Annotated in this window: 17 protein-coding genes; 8 read left to right on the forward strand and 9 right to left on the reverse strand. The window is 49.9% G+C overall.

Annotated features, from left to right (window positions below; all coding sequences use genetic code 11):
* Positions 1-100: 100 nt before the first annotated feature.
* Together MJZ26_08025 and MJZ26_08030 are read right to left on the reverse strand one after the other, a co-directional pair.
* A complete protein-coding gene (locus tag MJZ26_08025) occupies positions 101-772 on the reverse strand; it encodes a hypothetical protein (protein MCQ2105723.1) in 672 nt (223 codons plus the stop codon).
* A 356-nt stretch (positions 773-1,128) separates the two neighbouring features.
* Complete coding sequence (locus MJZ26_08030; protein MCQ2105724.1) at positions 1,129-1,356, reverse strand: short coiled-coil protein; 228 nt, start codon at positions 1,354-1,356, stop codon at positions 1,129-1,131.
* Positions 1,357-1,844: 488 nt separating this feature from the next.
* On the opposite strand from MJZ26_08030, the gene MJZ26_08035 reads away from it, so the two are divergent.
* The gene (locus MJZ26_08035; GenBank protein ID MCQ2105725.1) at positions 1,845-4,628 is read left to right on the forward strand and encodes a U32 family peptidase; all 2,784 of its coding nucleotides are present in this window, start codon (positions 1,845-1,847) and stop codon (positions 4,626-4,628) included.
* A gap of 9 nt (positions 4,629-4,637) precedes the next feature.
* Here MJZ26_08035 and MJZ26_08040 read toward each other — a convergent pair whose 3' ends face one another.
* From MJZ26_08040 to MJZ26_08050, 3 genes are read right to left on the reverse strand one after another with little or no spacing between them, the layout of a single operon-like run.
* Positions 4,638-5,918 carry a hypothetical protein gene (locus MJZ26_08040; GenBank protein MCQ2105726.1) on the reverse strand — a complete coding sequence of 427 codons (1,281 nt, stop codon included), beginning with the start codon at positions 5,916-5,918 and terminating at the stop codon, positions 4,638-4,640.
* Entirely contained in the window at positions 5,918-7,213 is a 1,296-nt protein-coding gene (locus tag MJZ26_08045; protein ID MCQ2105727.1) for a hypothetical protein, read from the reverse strand. Before MJZ26_08045 ends, MJZ26_08040 begins: the two co-directional genes overlap by 1 nt.
* A gap of 50 nt (positions 7,214-7,263) precedes the next feature.
* Positions 7,264-7,863 carry a ribonuclease H family protein gene (locus MJZ26_08050; protein ID MCQ2105728.1) on the reverse strand — a complete coding sequence of 200 codons (600 nt, stop codon included), beginning with the start codon at positions 7,861-7,863 and terminating at the stop codon, positions 7,264-7,266.
* A gap of 47 nt (positions 7,864-7,910) precedes the next feature.
* Here MJZ26_08050 and MJZ26_08055 point away from each other — a divergent pair, with 47 nt between their 5' ends.
* The 7 genes from MJZ26_08055 (at position 7,911) to MJZ26_08085 (ending at position 14,289) form a co-directional block, all read left to right on the forward strand.
* On the forward strand, positions 7,911-8,459 hold the full coding sequence (locus MJZ26_08055) for a hypothetical protein (GenBank protein MCQ2105729.1): 549 nt from the start codon (positions 7,911-7,913) through the stop codon (positions 8,457-8,459).
* Positions 8,459-9,331 carry a PHP domain-containing protein gene (locus tag MJZ26_08060; GenBank protein MCQ2105730.1) on the forward strand — a complete coding sequence of 291 codons (873 nt, stop codon included), beginning with the start codon at positions 8,459-8,461 and terminating at the stop codon, positions 9,329-9,331. The genes MJZ26_08055 and MJZ26_08060 overlap by 1 nt, the downstream gene beginning before the upstream one ends.
* Positions 9,322-11,352, forward strand: a complete 2,031-nt coding sequence (locus MJZ26_08065) for a hypothetical protein (GenBank protein MCQ2105731.1) — start codon at positions 9,322-9,324, stop codon at positions 11,350-11,352. The genes MJZ26_08060 and MJZ26_08065 overlap by 10 nt, the downstream gene beginning before the upstream one ends.
* Positions 11,334-12,104, forward strand: coding sequence for a glutaminyl-peptide cyclotransferase (locus tag MJZ26_08070; GenBank protein ID MCQ2105732.1), 771 nt, complete (start codon positions 11,334-11,336; stop codon positions 12,102-12,104). The genes MJZ26_08065 and MJZ26_08070 overlap by 19 nt, the downstream gene beginning before the upstream one ends.
* Positions 12,104-12,691 carry a DUF4416 family protein gene (locus tag MJZ26_08075; protein MCQ2105733.1) on the forward strand — a complete coding sequence of 196 codons (588 nt, stop codon included), beginning with the start codon at positions 12,104-12,106 and terminating at the stop codon, positions 12,689-12,691. The genes MJZ26_08070 and MJZ26_08075 overlap by 1 nt, the downstream gene beginning before the upstream one ends.
* A 104-nt stretch (positions 12,692-12,795) precedes the next feature.
* Positions 12,796-13,167, forward strand: coding sequence for a DMT family protein (locus MJZ26_08080; protein ID MCQ2105734.1), 372 nt, complete (start codon positions 12,796-12,798; stop codon positions 13,165-13,167).
* Between the two features lie 15 nt (positions 13,168-13,182).
* Complete coding sequence (locus MJZ26_08085; GenBank protein MCQ2105735.1) at positions 13,183-14,289, forward strand: peptidoglycan DD-metalloendopeptidase family protein; 1,107 nt, start codon at positions 13,183-13,185, stop codon at positions 14,287-14,289.
* A 5-nt stretch (positions 14,290-14,294) separates the two neighbouring features.
* Here MJZ26_08085 and MJZ26_08090 read toward each other — a convergent pair whose 3' ends face one another.
* The 4 genes from MJZ26_08090 to MJZ26_08105 all read right to left on the reverse strand — a co-directional run.
* On the reverse strand, positions 14,295-15,071 hold the full coding sequence (locus MJZ26_08090; protein ID MCQ2105736.1) for a hypothetical protein: 777 nt from the start codon (positions 15,069-15,071) through the stop codon (positions 14,295-14,297).
* Positions 15,072-15,133: 62 nt separating this feature from the next.
* Positions 15,134-15,757, reverse strand: a complete 624-nt coding sequence (gene thiE / locus MJZ26_08095) for a thiamine phosphate synthase (GenBank protein MCQ2105737.1) — start codon at positions 15,755-15,757, stop codon at positions 15,134-15,136.
* The gene (locus tag MJZ26_08100) at positions 15,747-17,309 is read right to left on the reverse strand and encodes a diguanylate cyclase (GenBank protein MCQ2105738.1); all 1,563 of its coding nucleotides are present in this window, start codon (positions 17,307-17,309) and stop codon (positions 15,747-15,749) included. The genes thiE and MJZ26_08100 overlap by 11 nt, the downstream gene beginning before the upstream one ends.
* Before the next feature lie 50 nt (positions 17,310-17,359).
* Positions 17,360-17,628, reverse strand: a 269-nt coding sequence (locus MJZ26_08105; protein ID MCQ2105739.1) for a hypothetical protein, incomplete at its 5' end; no start/stop codon positions are given.

Genomic DNA, 17,628 nt, shown 5'->3' on the forward strand with positions numbered 1-17,628 from the left:
TTTTTTACAGCGACTTTTCTTCAACGTCTAGATAAAAAAGAAGCCCCGATCCTTTCGGATCGGGGTTTCTTTAAGCTTTAAGCTCTAAACTTTAAGCTAATTATGCTTCTTCGTCGGAAAGTTCCGGAGCCTTCTTGATCACATTACGGCGGCCGTAGCGAACCTTGGACGGATCAAAAGTGGTTTCTACCGGAGCGATATCATCGTCAGAAACAGCGGGAACTGCAGGTGCTGCGGGAGCTGCAACAGGGGCAGCGGCAGGAGCAGCCGGGGTTTCAACGGGGATACGGGGAGCCAGAGGACGGCGTTCTGCGGCAGGAGCTTCGGCAGCTGCAGGAGCTGCTTCTACTGCGGGTGCGGCAACGGGAGCCTGGGCTTCGTTATTGTTTTCACGACGAGCGCGTTCGGGACGACCTTCGCGACGGTCACGGCGGTTGCCGCGGCCTTCACGCTGTTCGTTATTGCGTTCGCGGTTGGCAGCAGGCTGCTGAGCAGCAGAAGCGGCCTTTTCGCGATTATTTTCGCGGTTTTCCTTTGCAGGACGGTCCTTACCGTTATTGTTCTGGCGATTTTCCTTGTTAGACTTTTCACCGCGCTGAGCCATTTCCTGAGCGCTAACGGGGCGGCGGGAATTGGGCTTCAAGTTCATGTCCGGTGTGAGCTTCTTGAAAATCGGGGTACGAAGCATAGTAAGGAGCTTGTTAACCTTAGTCAGGATAACAATGCACAGAATCACTGCTACAAGAGACAGTGCGATTGCGATGTATTCCATTCGGGGCACCTCATAAGTAAGGGTTGACCGAGCGTACAGGCTGGAAATAAACCCATAGGCCGGGTGACTGACTGTGTTTAGTTAAAGGGACCATCTTACTTGCCTAAAAAAGGCTGCGCCTCCTTGGAGGCTTGACGGCAAAGGGCTTCGGGCAATAATTGGGCCAGCGAAGCGGGTTTAGGGTCCCCGCCTTGGCGGTGGACCTAGCAGTCACGGGCCCAAATATAGATAATTTTTTGTTTTTATCCCAAAATTATCCACAAAAAATCCCCCAAATCGGTTCGACTGGGGGTGGCAGTTTGATTTCTACAAGTAATTTTTAGGAATAAAGCTTACGGCAGATCCGTATATATGGACTAAATTCCCATATCCAGCTTATCTAGTGACTTCTTAACAGAATCGGCATACCTGTTCAGGGAATCCAGATTTGTCTGCAGAGAATCAGCCGTTTTCTGAAGAGAGGCATTTTCCTGGGTCAGGCGGGCGATTTCAGCCTCGGCTTCCTTGTCAGAGCAACCCATGGCGGTTAAAGCGAAAAGAATAAAGGTCAAAGTCGAAAGAGGTGCGCAAATTTTCTTCAGCATTTTCATAACCGCTAAATTAGAATATTCCCACAAGACAGGGGAAAAAAATGGCAAAATTAGGACTAACATTTAAAATAAATAGTTTCAGTTCTATCAAAAATCCGTAAAACGTATGGCTCAATAGGACTAAAACACGCGCTTGTACATTTTAATCCTATGAAAATCGTTGAAAAATTTTCTCACTAGGATTACGATGCTTGATTTGGAATTTTAGTCCTAGCAAAGAGCAAATAGTCAAAGAGAATGTTAGGACTAATACGAAATAAAGCGATTTTGGTTCTATGAGCCTATGGGATGCAAGTAAAAAAATAAGGCTAGTCTAAGAGTTTTAAGGGATTAGTCCTAACCAATTCTCCCAACACATTGATTGCCTAGGACTAAAGTCACAACAGATAACAGTTAGTCTTAACAATCTTCTACGAACAATCATCTGCGAAATACCAAAATTTCTATGTTTGATGAAGAACATAAGCAACGGTACAGTCACGATGAAAGAACAAGAACTTTTGATGCCTGTGGGAACCTGGGACATGCTGGAAGCCGCCGTGAAGAACGGGGCCAACGCCGTTTATTTTGGAGTCCCTCACTGGAATGCCCGCGGCCGCACCGAGGATTTTTCTTTCGAAGACGTTGGAGCAATGATCCGCTATGCCCGCGCCCACGGAGTCCGCAGTTTTTTGGCGATGAACGTTCTTGTGTTCGAGCGCGAACTGCAGGGCCTGCCGGAATTCTTGGCGAAGATTATTGAACTGAAGCCCGACGCATTTATTATCCAGGACATTGGCCTTGCTCGCCTGATTCGCGCCATCTGCCCCGAGCAGGAAATACACGCCAGCACCCAGATGACCTTGGCCAGCGCCGAGGGCGTAAACCTGGTGAAGCCCATCGGATTCAACCGCGCAGTTCTAAGCCGCGAACTTTCTGCCAAGCAGATTGCCGCAGTAAAGGCAGGCACCGACCTTGAAATAGAAGTTTTTGTTCATGGTGCCCTTTGCGTTTCTTATTCCGGACAGTGCCTCACCAGCGAAAACTTCGGCGGACGTTCCGCAAACCGCGGGCAGTGCGCCCAGAGTTGCCGCCTTCCCTACCGCATTTTCGTAGACGGCAAGGAATATACTGAAACCAACGCGCAATACTTGTTCAGTACTAGGGATTTGTGCGCCCTGCCCAAGCTGAAGGAACTGGCTGAAATCGGCGTGGAATCCCTGAAGGTGGAAGGCCGCCTGAAGAGCCCCGAATATGTAGCAGCGGTGACAAGAGCCTATAGGAAGGCTTTGAATAATTTAGGTGAAAGCGGGAAGAACCGCGCTTTAGGTGAAAGCGAAAAGAACCGCGCGGACTTGGGATTGGAAAGCGCCGACCTGGAGCCGCTGGAAGTTCTGTTCTCCCGCGGTTTAACCACCGGCTGGCTAGATGGCGATAACCATCAGGAACTGGTGAACGGAACCTTCAGCAACCACCATGGGATGTATTTAGGCAAGGTGGTGAAAGTGGACCGCGGAGCAGTTTATGTGGAACTGAATATGCCTGCCTCCATGGTTAGCAGGGATGGCGCAGACAGAAACACCGCACTCCCCCGCCCCGGCGACGGCATCTTGTTTGAAGATGCGACCTTCGGAATAAGTACTGGCAGCCGTTTGTACGGTGCAGAGATGGTGAAGAACGCCCACAACAGGCGCGGTGATGGCATGCGTGGCATTGGCCCCGTGCTACGACTGGATTTCAGCCGTGATTTTGACATGCGCCAGATTGGGCGGAACATGGACGTTTTCCGCAACGACTCCCCCGCTCTTGAAAAAGAACTGCGCAAGACATTTACCGACCGCAACCAAGAAACGAAGCGTCCCGTGAACATGGAATTGACGGGCGCAGTAGGCGAAAAACTGACCTTGAAGGTTTGGCTTGCTGGCACAACCCTGATGCAGGGAGTAGACAAGGCGGCTGTCGTTGAAAGCGAAAGCCCGCTGGAAGCCGCGAAGAACGCCGTGGATCCTACGGCCATTGAGGCTCTAGCCCGCAAGGAGCTGGGCGGATTGTCGTCCACGCCTTACGAACTTGGAACGCTGATGGTTCGCGTGGACGGCACACCTTTCGTTCCCGGAAAGGTGCTGCGCAACCTGCGCCAATCCGCCGTGCAGCAGCTTGAAGATGTTCAGCTCCAGTGGAAGGAAATGCACGTGAGCGCCGCCGAAGGACGCAAGTTCCTGGAAGATGTTATAAAAAAACAGCTAGATCCTTCGACTTCGCTACGCTACGCTCAGGATGACAAGCAGGGTTCACAACGCAAAGTTCAGGATGACAAGCAGGGTTCACAACGCAAAGTTCAGGATGACAAGCAGGGTTCGCAGCGCAAAGCTCAGGATGACTCTAGGGAATCTTTCGGTATCATTTCCAAAGTAACAAAGCCCGTAATTTCTGTCCTGGTCCGTAACCCGGACCAGATTGCTGCCCTGAAGGGCCTTGCCATCGACAACGTCATCATGGACTTTGACTGGGGCGTCAAATACGACGAACCCCTCCAGCAGATTCGCGACCTTGGTTTCAAGGCAGGCATGGCCACCCTTCGCATCCATAAGCCTGGCGAAAACCATTACCTGAGAAAGATTCTGGAGCTCTGCCCCGACTTCGCCCTGGTACGTAACCTAGGTTCCCTTTCCATTCTCAAGGACAGCGGCATCCCTCTGGTTGGCGACTACAGCCTGAACGCAGCCAACAGCGCCAGCTACCAGTGGCTTTTGGACCAGGGCCTCACCGCCCTGCATCCCTCTTGGGACTTAAACAGCACCCAGCTTTTCGACCTGCTGGACAACATCGACGGAAGCCGTCTGGAACTGACACTTCACCAGTACATGCCCGCCTTCCATTCCGAATACTGCGCCTTTGCAAGGAGCCTTACCACAGGCCGACGCTTCCCGGAATGCGGCAAGATCTGCACCCAGCACAAGGTTGAAATCGAGGACCATAAGGGCGAACGCCACTTCCTGCAATCCGATGCGGAATGCCGCAACACTTTGTTCGTAGGCCACCCGCAATCCGCATTAAAGTTGTTGCCGCAGCTCCGCACCGCAGGCGTAAACCGTTTCCGCCTTGAAATGCTGAACGAAGACGCCGAAACCGTCCGCCGCAAGGTGCTGATCTACACCCAGGCAATCCTCGGGAAGATTTCCATCGAAGACGCCATCAAGCAGGCAGGTATTCAGGAAAAGTACGGTTTAAGCGAGGGCCAGCTGTTTAACGACAGCACCTGGCAAAACCGCAAGAAATGCGACTAACATAGCGTTCTATTTTCGGATGGAACGGTGGCCACTGCCCGTGGGATCCGTATTCATTTTAGATAAAGGTATACGTCCTTCGTATACAAAGCCCAAGAAGAAATGATGGAGCAGCCCCCAGCGGTTACGCCCCGTAACGGGATTTTCGTAATCCACCATCTTGGCAAGCCACTGGAGCTTCGGGGATATGTAAAGAACATCACCCACAGGAAGGCGTTTCATCACCTGGATTCCTCCAATGTAGGCCATATTCATAGACGAATCCTTGTCAACCACAAATTCCACAAATCCAATGCCAGCCAAGGCATCAACGACAAAGGAACCTATTTCAAAACTGTAGCCAAAAATTCCATCCAACCCCGTTGCAGATGAGTTGTGTCCCAAAATACCGTCCATCTGGAGTTGGAACAGAAGATGATGGTACTGGAACCGCCCAGCAAATCCCAGAGCCACAGTTTCGTCAACATCTTCAAAGGGCGAACCCAGCAATGTCTTTCCAAAATTTAGTCCAATACCCATACTGAACTTATCATCTTCGCGATCATAATTTTCAAGCAGGCTTACAGTTTCCTCGTCCATGAGATTTTGGATGGCAGCTTTATAGCGGCTTTCCGGATATTTTTCCAAAAAGTTATCGCGGACTTTCATAATCCAGGAATAATCAACATCAAACTTTTCATTCCGGCCAAGGGGACTTTCGTTATCAAACCATAGCCCCGCCCAGGATTCCGTAATATCATACACCACACCAGTGGTCGTCTTCCCCACGCTTTTTGCAATTGTAGCAAGCCTACTTTCGTTAAATAATTTATCCGAAACAAGTTTCACCAAAACCCAGGAGCTATGGGGAATATCCATCAACATTTCCCGCTTGGAACTTGCAAATAAAAAATTGTACTTGGCTATGGTAAAATCCAGCAGTAGGTTGTACGCCGCATTATCCTCGTCGGTAGCGATTCGCCCCTTTTCTTCGCGGCCCCTAAAATAGGCATACTTCGTGTATACATCAAGCATTTCATGAGCGCCCCTTTGTTCCTGGTAAAGTGTGTAGGTAACTTCCACCAACTTGTCTAGGCGATTCTTATCAGCACAGATTTTTGTTTCTACCTGGGGCCCATATTCAACAACAAAGTCCAAAAGTTCCAAATGCCTTCGGGCAGAATCAGCAACTTCATTCTCGTTAAACAAACCAAGCAAATACCGGTCAAAGGTGCAGGCATCCATTTGCCCTGCCGCAGAAAACGAACAAAGCATCAACAGCACAATAAGAATGTTTTTCAGAGAGCGCATTATAGGCCCGCTTCTACATCATGGTCCCAGATCATAAATTCAAGGGAAATCCCTGCATAGAACTGGTTAACAACACCCCAACGCCTACGGCTACTTAAGGGCGAGTCAAATTTCATCGCCTTTACGGACCACTGAACCTTGGGCACCAGGGCCGCATTGGTGTGCAGATGAATCCGCTTTAGAGCCTGCACACCCAAGAGTCCAATCTTTGAAGACGTAGTATCCGCCCCCATAAAGAACTGGTCAAAGCCAAATCCCGCAAGAGGATCCACTTCAAAAGTTCCAAAGTCAAAGGCGTAACCCAGAATTCCTTCCAAGCCCATGGCAGAAAGGCTATGGTCAATGTACATGTCGCCCTGCAACTGCAACACAGCGCGACCAAAACGGAAACGGGCATGGGGAACAGAAACAGAAACTTTTTCCCCTACAGGATCAAAGGCGGACGACAACAGGGATTTGCCGACCATGGCACCCACGCTAAAGACAAAGACAATTTCGTCATCCCTACGACTTTCTATTTCATGCTCTTCCTGATTTTCTGCAAGGGCAGCCATTAAACTGTCATCAATCATCAAATCAAGAATAGGCGCATAAGTGCTGTATTCGCTTCGATAATAGACTGTTTCATAACCCCGTAAAAAATTTTGCAGCCATTGGTATTGACTGGAACTGTACTTAGGATGAACATTCCAATAAAACGGAACAACTTTCTCCAATTCAGACCGCATAATCTCAAGGGAAACTCCATTTTCAGCAGCCAACCTGGTAACGAGAAATTCATCCAGAACAGCATCCCACTTTGATTCAAATCCATACCGTTTATAGTTTCTCTTAACTCCTGCCAGGAACATGGTATTTTTCACATGGGCAAAGTGACGGTCATACTTTGCAATCATAAGGTCCAATGCAAAATTGTAGAAGGCATTGTCCTCGTACGTGTAACCGCTCTCCTCGCCACCCGCAAAATAGACATACTTCGTATAGGCCACGTCGTATTCCGGCAAATCCTTGTCGGTCTTGCTTCTATTAAAAAGTTTGGAAACCTTTTGGGACAAAAATTCATACCGGACACTGTCTGCACAAACAGAATGTCTTACCAAAGAGCCTTCCTTCAAGAATAAATCCAGAACCGTCCTGTAATTGGATGGGGCATTTTCATTGGCAATAAAGGCGTCGATGACCTTGTCATCAAAATCGCAGGCATCATATTCCCCGGTCTGGGAATAGCACAAGCTTACCGCACAAAGCAAAAGCGCGATAAATCCATGAATCCAACCTAGCCCTAATTTCAACAAAATCCCTTCCCCAAAAGCGAACTATACAGGTCTCGATGACAAGAGAGCCGCTACCCCTCTTTTTTCTCAGCCTTGCGTCCCTTCGCAATGGCTTCTTTTGCCAGCTGGTCCACCAGTTCGTTCCACTTGACGCCGGTGTGGGCGGCAACCTTTTCGAACTGGACGCGGTGCAGGTAAGGTTGGGCGGCGGTTACATAACGCTTGGCAATGTTGCTCTTTGCAGCCCATTCGCCTTTGGCCCAACGGGCGATTCCTTCGTAGTCGTGGCAAATAACACCATTTTTGTCGTGGGCGTCCAGCCAGCGCATGGCCTGGTAGCTAGCCATCACTTCGCCGTCGATGTTGCGGCTCTCGGCCTCAAAGGCGGTAAGGCCGTTTCCGCGGGCAAGTTCCTTGTCATCTTCTGTCACAACAAAAGCCCAACCGGAATAGGGATAGCCAGGCGAAAAAGAACCGTCCACAAACACGCGGATTCCACCGGGCGTTGGAGCGGCCATCCCAGAGATCCAAGCCTCCGCATCAGCCTTAGTTCCGAAGGATTTGAACAGCACTCCCTTTACCCCATGGGTCAGTTTTTCACATTCATCCCAAGTGGTTACGATTTTGCTTTCTGTAGGGGTCTTAATTGCATAGAACTTCGGTTTAGCCATACCTCTAATTTAGTATATTTTGAACCGTATTTGCTCATGGAGTCACAGTGAAACCCTCACCGTATTTTGCAGACCGTTTCCGCTACTTTTTTAAGAGATTCAGCAGTCAGGAATCCCTGTTCCGCTGGTTTTTGAAACAGGCTGGCGAAGACTCCGGAGCTTTCAATTTTCCAGAAGCCCTGAGGGGATCCCCCAAGACATTGCTGATCCTCCCCCGAGACATGGAACATGCCTCCAATTTTATGCATGCCATGCCCCAGTCATTCTTCCAGAACGCCCTGCTCTGCGCCCACGAATCCCTACATGCCGTTATCTCGGCTAAGCGAGCCCAGGCAATCTACTTTAGCGATTTGGAATGCCGTTTTGGCGAAATCGCCTTTGCGACTCTGGAAGAAAAAATCAAGGCCTTTGCACCCCAGGTGGTTATTTACGTAGGCGAAGTATTTCTCCCCCGTCTATACCTGGCCAAGGTCAGCGGAGCATCCTGCCGAATCGGTTTCTGTTCCGAAAAATGCTATCCCTTCTTGAACTTGAGCCTGCAACCGGACAAGTCCTCTGAAGCATCCCTTATCGCCCAGTACTACGGAATCAAGTAATGCAGAAAGGCTTTTCCACCATCATTACCGAAAACGGCGGCTATGCAGACCTCCATCTGCATACCAAGCTCTCCGACGGTACCCTGGAAGTGGAAGAACTTCTGACCTTGTGCAAGCGCAAGGGTTTACGTTGCATTTCCATTACCGATCACGACAACCTGGACAGCTATAATCTGGCTGCGGAACCGGCCAAGAATATCGGCCTGGAGATTATTCCTGGCATCGAGATTTCCGCCGTATGGCAGGGCAAGGACATCCATATCCTTGGATACTACTGCGACCCTACCAACCTGGCCCTGAACATGGAGCTCCAGGATTTCGCCAAGCAGCGAGTAACCCGCGTAAAGGCAATCATCAAGAAATTGAACGCCCTGGGTATCGACATCACTTTCGAAAAGGTCTTGAGCTACTGCAAGGGCAAGGTCATCGGCCGCCCCCACATTGCCATGTCCATGGTGGATGAAGAATACATCGGTAGCTTCTCCGAAGCCTTTACCAAGTACCTGGGCGACGGTTGCATCGCATTCGTTGAAAAGAAAGGCCTCAATCCTCAGCAGACCATCCGCCTTATCGAAAACGCAGGCGGCATCGCAGTGCTTGCCCACCCCTACAAATCCGGTGTCAGCGACGAGTTCATCGAGGACATGGTGGAATGGGGCATCCAGGGTATCGAAGTCTACAGCCCGGCCCAGAAGGGTGCCGTTGGCAGAAAGTACAAGGAAATGGCCGCCCACTACGGTCTGGTTGGTACAGGCGGATCCGATTTCCACACCGAAAGCGGAACCTACCCGCCTAACTGCATGAAGATGCCTTACACCGTGGTACAGGCACTTCGTGAACGCCGTGAAAAGTCCCGTGCCGAATGGTACTAGTCGTATCCAAGATGCTTCGCCTACTGCTGTTCGCCGTTTTAGCCTTTATAGCCTTTGCAAACGCCGAGGTTATCCACCCCACCAAGTATAGGCAACCCGCCCCCAGTGACAGTCTGTTCCAGACGCCCTGGGGCCCGGATCCCGCACCTCGAGAAACCGACGCCGGCCGTTGGGTTCTCCCACTTCGTGAAGTCATGCAGAGAACCTACGACCTGTCCGGACAAAAATCCGAATGGGTCCTGGGCACATCCATCTTGGGAAGCCCGGAACCGGATGCAGACATCTTGGGCATAGGCTCCCTCAGCCGCAGGTACCCAAGCAAGCTGGCCGGTCTGTATACCACCCGTCTTGGTTACGACGGGAGCGCCCTGGGGCTGAACGGCGAAAACGGAATCCTGTTTGAACAGCGAAAGGGCATTCCCGTAGACACCCCCATTACCGACCTTAACTGGGAGCGCCCCGCCTTTAGCGGAAATGCCCTGCGCCTGGAATTTCGTCGACTGGTGACCGACTCTGTCACCCTGGACCTGGGCTTGACGAGCCATTCCGATGTGGACTCCAAGGAGTACAGCTACACCAACGTAACCCACTCCCCCTATTTCTCCCTCGGTCGCGACTCCACCCAGATTCCTTTTGGCGGCAGAAACATTGCCATGAACAGCATGCATATCCAGCCTATGCTGACCTGGCGTTTCGGCCTTGGCAAGGCCTACGTCAAGATGAACTATTTTGACCTTCATAACGCAGACAACCCGAACCACAAAGTTCTGCTGGATACTCTGGACTGGTCCATCCGCAACTTCCAGGCAGACCCCTACACCATTGACATTTCTACGGTTACCTACGGTGCAGGCCTTGAACTTTACCTCACCCGCAAGTTGACATTCAGCACAGACTTCACTTACGGCAATCACGAAATCGAAGAGGATTCCCTGCCCCACTTTGTAAGCGGCGTCAAGGAATACCAGGATACCCTAGGCAGAACCCTACAGGATACACTCTACTACGATACGACCAAGCTCGTCAATTACGAGACCATGCTTGGAAGTTTCGGCATTGCCTATCACACGCTGTTGAATCCGGCAATCCGCCTGAAGTACGAATTCATTAACGCCGATCACACCAGCAGCGACGACATTAAGCGAGATCACCAGCAGGACCGCGAAGTGGGCTACATAGAGATGTCTGACACACTGTGGCGCCGTCTTATGTTCCGCACCCAATCGGGCATGCAGCGCAACAGTTCCGTGCGCGACAGCGTCGACTACGCCCAGGCCTATTCCATTGACGCCACAGCCCTTTTGCCCTTCCACCTGCGTCTGAGCGGAAGCATCCGCCATGACAACAAGTTCCCCGACGTGGACCAAATCCGCTTTGACGAAACGGGACGATTGGCCTTCCACCGTAAGGACCTGAAGTACGAAGAAAGAACACGCATGGCCACAAACATCGGATGGCAGATGCGCAACGTTTTCTACGGGATTGGACTACGCAAGGAACACGTGGACAACCTGATCAAGCCTCGCTGGGTCAAGTGGGGCTACGTAGATTCTACCAACACCCTGGATGAGGTCTACACCTGGACAAACATCGACCATGTGGAAACCTTCGACTGGATGTTCCAGGTGGGATTTGGACTTGGCAACTGGAGATTCTATCTGGAACGCGGTCAAGTTCTTGACCGAAGCCGCAGACTGCTGGACACTCCGGAACTTTACTACAAGGGAAGCATTCACTGGCAGAATCGCTTTGTATTTGACCGCCTCGGTGTCAGCATCCGTGTGGATTGGCAGTGGTTTAACGACCGTTACGACTGCACCATCGGCGAACACGGCGGACCGGAACTTGAACACCTGAAAAAGTACCTGGCCTTGGATTTCGAAGCCCGTATGCAGATTCTGCAATTCGAGCTTTACTCCAGAATTGAAAATTTCAACCACAGCATCTATATGCCGGAATCGGGTTACACTCCCGAAGGGCTTAGATTTGCTTACGGTATCGTATGGACCTTCGGAAACTAGCACAACTTATTCGCACAACCGTCATAGCCATGACCGTGCTTTCGGCAGTTGCTACGGCCGAAGCCCCGAGGATAACACCGACCATCGTGGACTCCATTCCCCACGAACAGAACCACTTTACCCAAGGACTGTTCTTTGATGGACTTGACCTGATCGAGACTACCGGACAGTACGGAGAATCTGGACTTTACCGTCGAACCTTGAACGGCAAGATCCTGGATTCCGCAAGACTTGGCAAGCAGTACTTTGGCGAAGGATCCATTGCCGTCGGTGATGACATTTTCTACCTGACTTGGAAATCACGAAAGGCGTTTATTTACAATCGAAAGCCCTTCCAGAAAAAAGGAGAATTCCGTATTCCTACAGAGGGATGGGGACTGACCTACTGGAAAAGCGCACTCCTGATGAGTAACGGGTCCAATGAACTTCTACAGATTGCCCTAGGTGGATTCTACGTGGCAGGAGTCATCTCCGTAACCGACGACGGTCGCCCGGTAAAGATGCTAAACGAACTTGAAGTCATCGGCGACATCCTCTACGCCAATATCTGGCAGACCGACGACATTGCCGTCATTGAACTGCCCAGCGGAAAAGTCCTGAAGTACCTGAACTTTTCCAAGAAAGCCGCCGAACTGCGACGCAAGTATCCAAATATGGATGTGCTGAACGGAATCGCCTTCGATGGCAGGAACCTTTGGGTTACCGGTAAGGACTGGCCCTACATCTACAAGCTTTCAAGCGAGGGTCTATAATGGGCGCCATCAGGGAACCAGCCAAGGTTAAAATCATTGTCGGAATCCTGGCCAAGGACACCCAGGCTGTAGAAGCCGTACGAGAAACCCTTCGCCAAAAGTTCGGAGAAGAGGATCTAAACCTATCCCCCTTCCCCTTCACATTCACCAACTACTATATCGACGAAATCGGAGCAGCCCCTGTGCGAGCTTTTTTCAGTTACGAACAGCTGGTGGACCGTACTGACATTGTAGATATCAAGCTCTGGACCAACGACGTAGAACTCGCCATCGCCGAAGCAACAGGAACACCAGGACTTCGCCCAGTCAACCTGGACCCGGGTTACATGACCCTGGGGCAGTTCTTCCTAGCAACAACCAAGGACCAGCGCCAACGCGTGTACATGCAGCGGGGCATTTTTGTGGAGCCCACCCTGTACTTCCAGGACGGGCATTTCCATGCCTTCGACTGGACTTATCGCGATTACCAGAGCGAGACTTACATCAAGTATCTTGAACAGGTCCGAGCAAGACTTGCTTATCAGCATTCCACGGGCCGCCCCTACGGGAAAAGGTGCGAGGTTCGAGGCTCCAAGCGCGAGATTTAAGGCGCGAGGATAGAGTTATGAGTTACAAATTACGAATTACGAGATAAACATTTTTCACCTTTCATCTTTCATTTTTCACTATTCACTGTTAATTGTTAATTACTATGCGCGCCGGAATTTTTACTGTTTTACTTCTCTGCTGTTCCAATGTCTTTATGACCTTCGCCTGGTACGGCAACCTTAAGCTCAAGGAAATGCACATCAGCACCGACTGGCCCTTGATTCTTGTCATCCTCGCCTCCTGGGGGCTGGCTCTTTTGGAATACTGCTTCATGATTCCCGCCAACTCCATCGGCAGCAAAATCAACGGCGGCCCCTTTAGCCTGATGCAGCTGAAAATCATCCAGGAAGCCATTTCCCTGACCGTTTTCACCACCATTGCCGTAACGGTTTTTCATACCGAGACTTTGCAATGGAACCACATCGTGGCATTCCTGCTGATTATCGCAGCCGTCTTTTTTGCATTTCTCAAATAGAGTAAAGGATTTTCTGTGGCTTATACCGGGTTAAAAAAGTGGAGATTCATTCTCATCGCTTTGGCAGTGGCGCTGACGTGCCTCGCCTCCCCGGCTATTGCTGCAAGTAATACCAGCAAATCCAAACAGGAATCATCTAAACAAACCAAGGCCAAGGACGCCAAGAAAAAGAAGGATTCCAAGAAGGCAAAAAAATCTAGGCCTACCAAGAACGCGCCGCAAAAAGCCCAATTGGTTTCACAGGACGATATTTTTGAAAATGCAGAACCCGTAACAGACGAATTCGAGAATTCTCCCGAGGGTAAGAAAGTTACCATCAAGTCCAACGATCCCAAGGGATTCACCAAAGCCCTTCTTTACGAAAAAGAGGGCGTAGAAGTAGAGGTTGAATTCGTAGATCTGAACCAGATGTCCTCCTCCAAGAAAAAGAAGAAGACCCAAAAGGAAAAACAGCTGGAAGCCGAGGAAAAAGACGCAAGCACAAATCCCGACGACTACATCGATTTTTCCACAATGCTGGTTCCCGTAACCCACGAAGCACTGCTAGGATCCCGCTACGGCATTCGTGATCACCGCCTACACCGCGGAGTAGACGTTCAAGTCATCAAGGAAGAACCCGTTGTTGCAGCCTATCCTGGCAAGGTCATCGTATCCAAGTACAACAAGGGCGGCTACGGCCATTACGTTCTCCTTCAGCACGAAAACAACCTGCAGACTCTATACGGACACTTGTCAGAAAGATCCGTCAAGGTCGGCGACGAAGTCTTCCCTGGCGACATCGTAGGCCTGGCAGGAAACTCAGGAAAATCCTCCGGAGCACACCTCCACTTTGAAATCCGTTACAAGAACGACATCAATATCGACCCGGCCACCGTCATCAATTTTCCAAAATGGGAACTGCAGCCTGGTGCCGCCCACATGTCCAAGAAGAAAATCCTGAACGCCCATTACAACATGCAGAAGAAGCTGAAGTCTGAAAACCTCTATATTGTAAAGGCCGGCGACACCATCGAAGATGTTGCCAACTGGTTCTACATTTCTGTCGATGCCGTACGTCGAATCAACGGACTAAAAAAAGACCAACCCATCAGGGTTGGCATGCGCCTCAAAGGCTGTAAGTAAAGTTATTAACCGTCCTTGCGACGGTAGCCGCTCAACGCCAAAAGAACCAGAGCCGGGGTATAGAAATACCATACAAAGTTGTTCGCCACGGTAGCCACGATTTCCTGAGTACTGTGGTCTGCGCCGGTAGCCAGTGACAATCCCACACAGGCATCACAGCAGAAGAACAGGATCATACCATACTTAATGCAACGGGCATTCTTTTCCGGAAAATACCCAACCCCAGGTACCTTGCATGCAACGACAACGGAACAGATCAAGAAAGTTCCGTAGGTGGCAATAATAGGAACCGTTGCACTTTCAAACACGCTGAACAAATGCAGTGCATTGGTTATAAACATCACCGCAAAGGGAAAACAAATAATCCAGGGAACATCCTTATCCGAATCACTAACGCGGGAATGCCTGAAAATAAACAAAGCCTGGACTACCATGAAAAAACAGATACCTAGCAACGTGTAATCAGAGCTATGTTTAAACAAAGCCGCTACATTATGCAAAATCTTAAGGCAAAAGTCTGCACACAGCGCCATGGCAAAACCGGACTGCAACAGCGTGCGATCGCGAGCACACAGACAGGATCTACCAATAAAGAATACAACAATGGTAACGATAGTAGTTACCGCGAACTTGGCATAGTTCTGGAAATGGCTTGAATCCACAAGGCACTGTTCTACTGCTCCGCACTGATAGAATACATACCAGTCCCGAACAAAGAAGGCTACCGCAAGAATTGCAACCAGGATCAGTGCTGCCACAACATGATTTTTCTTGTATTTCATTCCTCCCCCAAAATTTTCAAATAAAGCAATCTTTATTTAGACTTGCAGAATTCAACCTTCACTTACAACGCCAGGAAAGCAGCCTTCAGTTCGCGGGCGGCAGCTTCTGGGTCAGCGGCCTTCTGGATTGCGGAAACGGCACAGATGCCTGCGATTCCGGAGCCAGCCAAAACATGGATGTTATCCTTGTTCAGGCCACCGATGGCATTCACAGGAATGGGAACCGCCTTCACGATGTCCTTCAAGGTATCAACGCTTGTAAGGATGGTGACCACCTTGGTGGTTGTGGGATAAATGGCGCCCACACCGCAGTAGTCTGCACCCTGTTCATAGGCTTCAAGAGCCTGGGGCACCGTCTTGGTGGTGGCTCCCACAATCTTATCCGGGCCCATGAGCTTACGGGCTGTAGAAACCGGCATATCGGTCTGCCCCACATGAACACCTTCGGCACCAATAGCGAGGGCAACGTCTACGCGGTCATCGATAATCAGGGGCACGTTATAGCGGCTGGTGATTTCATGAACTGCGGCAGCCAACTCCATGTATTCGCGGGTAGACTTGTTCTTTTCGCGAAGCTGGATGATGGTAGCGCCACCCTTGCAGGCCGCCTCCACAGAAGGCAAGAACTTTTCGGCGGGAACGGTAGAACTATCGGTAATGAAGTAAAGAGTGGTATCAAGATTCATGGGCTGCGCCAATATCCTTTACATACAAATACAAGGTCTGGTTTTCTGCGGTGTAATCATCGGAGGGAATCATTTCCATCATCACACGGCGGTAACCATCGGCAGAAAGTCGCCTATAGAAAATACTCAGAGACGTATTTCCTTCCGTAAAATAACTGCGCAAGAATTCCAGGGAAGTCTTTTCCAGGTAGCCGCTTAAGTCTTCGGCATGAACCTGTCCGGACTTTCCAAAGCCATGAAGCCATTCGGAAATTTTATGGGAGAAACCCTTCTGTTCCGTTTTCTCATCCTGGTTCATCTTGATGATTCCATAGGAATCAGCCATCAGGTTAACCTTCAGAATCTTGGTATAGGAATTGCAGACCGCATCAAAGGCTTCGCGCTGGCCACGGCGATCTACGCCCTTGGACTTGTAGTACATTTCCTTATCGCGATACATCATCTGGTCTGCAGACTTTTTCAATTCCATCAGACTAGCATCAGGCATATCCCGTTTAGCTGCATAACCAATAGAAAGAGACAAATCCTTTATTCTTAGGCCTTTCCACTGGTCAACTTCATTTTCAAGCCTTTCCTTATATTTCTTGCCGGATTCATCGGAATGTACAGCAACAATAAATTCGTCACCACCTACGCGGTAAACCTTGCCGCTTCCGGAAAAGGCGTTGGTAATGCAAAGGCTGGCCCCTTGAATCAGCTCGTCTCCTGCAAGATGTCCTAGAGAATCATTGACCTGCTTTAAACTATTCACGTCCACAGAAAAAAGAATAAAGTCGTCTTCTACAGGATGTTCCTCATAACGCCTAAAGTCATCTTCGTAGGAACGTCGATTGTATACCTGGGTCAGTTCATCGGTAGTAGATGCCAGTACCAGGCGATCGTTATGCTCCCTTGATGCAATGAATACGTGAATGATGGTACAGCCTACTGCATAGCCAACAGCATAGAAAGGTGCGTTGGGGAAGAAAAACTGGAATATACCGCACAATATGGGAGCCAACACGAAAACAAAAACGGCGGCATATTGCTTACGGGTATCCCCCTTCTTACTTAAGACAGAAATTGCCGTAATCAAACCAATCAACACATAGATAAAGTACTGATTAAAGAACGCAACCTGCCTAAAGGCTTCGCATTGGTATTCGTTATTGGGGCCGATGGTAAAGATGGTGGGTACAAAAATATTCCTTATTACCAAGGCTGTCTGAAAAACCACCGCCAGAAGAACCAGCGCACGGAAAAACCTTTTATGGTGGATTTCGCTGCCTAGATAAACCAGAACAAAATGAAGCCAAACGTACGCCGAGATTACCGTAAAAATATGGAACCCAGTAGTTATCCAAAAAAGGAACGACGGATGGCCAACTTCGGGCATGGCCGCAATTCCCCACAGGGCATCCTGCAAGCAAAAGAACACACACCAGGAAACAAGAATTCGATAAGCCTTATCTACAGGGGAGGCCTCGTTCTTATAGGTATAGGCATGCCACAAGATAATCGCCAGAATTATGGCGAATGTCAAAGAAGCAATCCAGTAAAGAGCCTGTTCCATCGCAAATAATCTAAATAAAAATCAAGTCGACGGCATCCCGATGGTTTAAACTACACGTACAGATAGTCATTCAGCACAGGCTGGAGGCCTTCGCCGCTAATATCCTTGTACATGGCGTTGAAACTACGGTTGTCGTTGATTTCGAACTGCTCGTCGCCCTCGGCGTCGGAGGTCTTCTTGCCGGCATTTACGTCGGCGGTCTTGGTTTTGACCTCGTCGTCGCGGTCCTTGTACTTTTCTTCGTGGTCGCCAACGCCTGTGGAGACACCTGCGGAAACCTTGGTGGCGGCAATCTTTACGATGCCGTTACGGAATTCCT

The sequence above is a fragment of the Fibrobacter sp. genome, from assembly GCA_024398965.1.
Lineage (GTDB): Bacteria > Fibrobacterota > Fibrobacteria > Fibrobacterales > Fibrobacteraceae > Fibrobacter.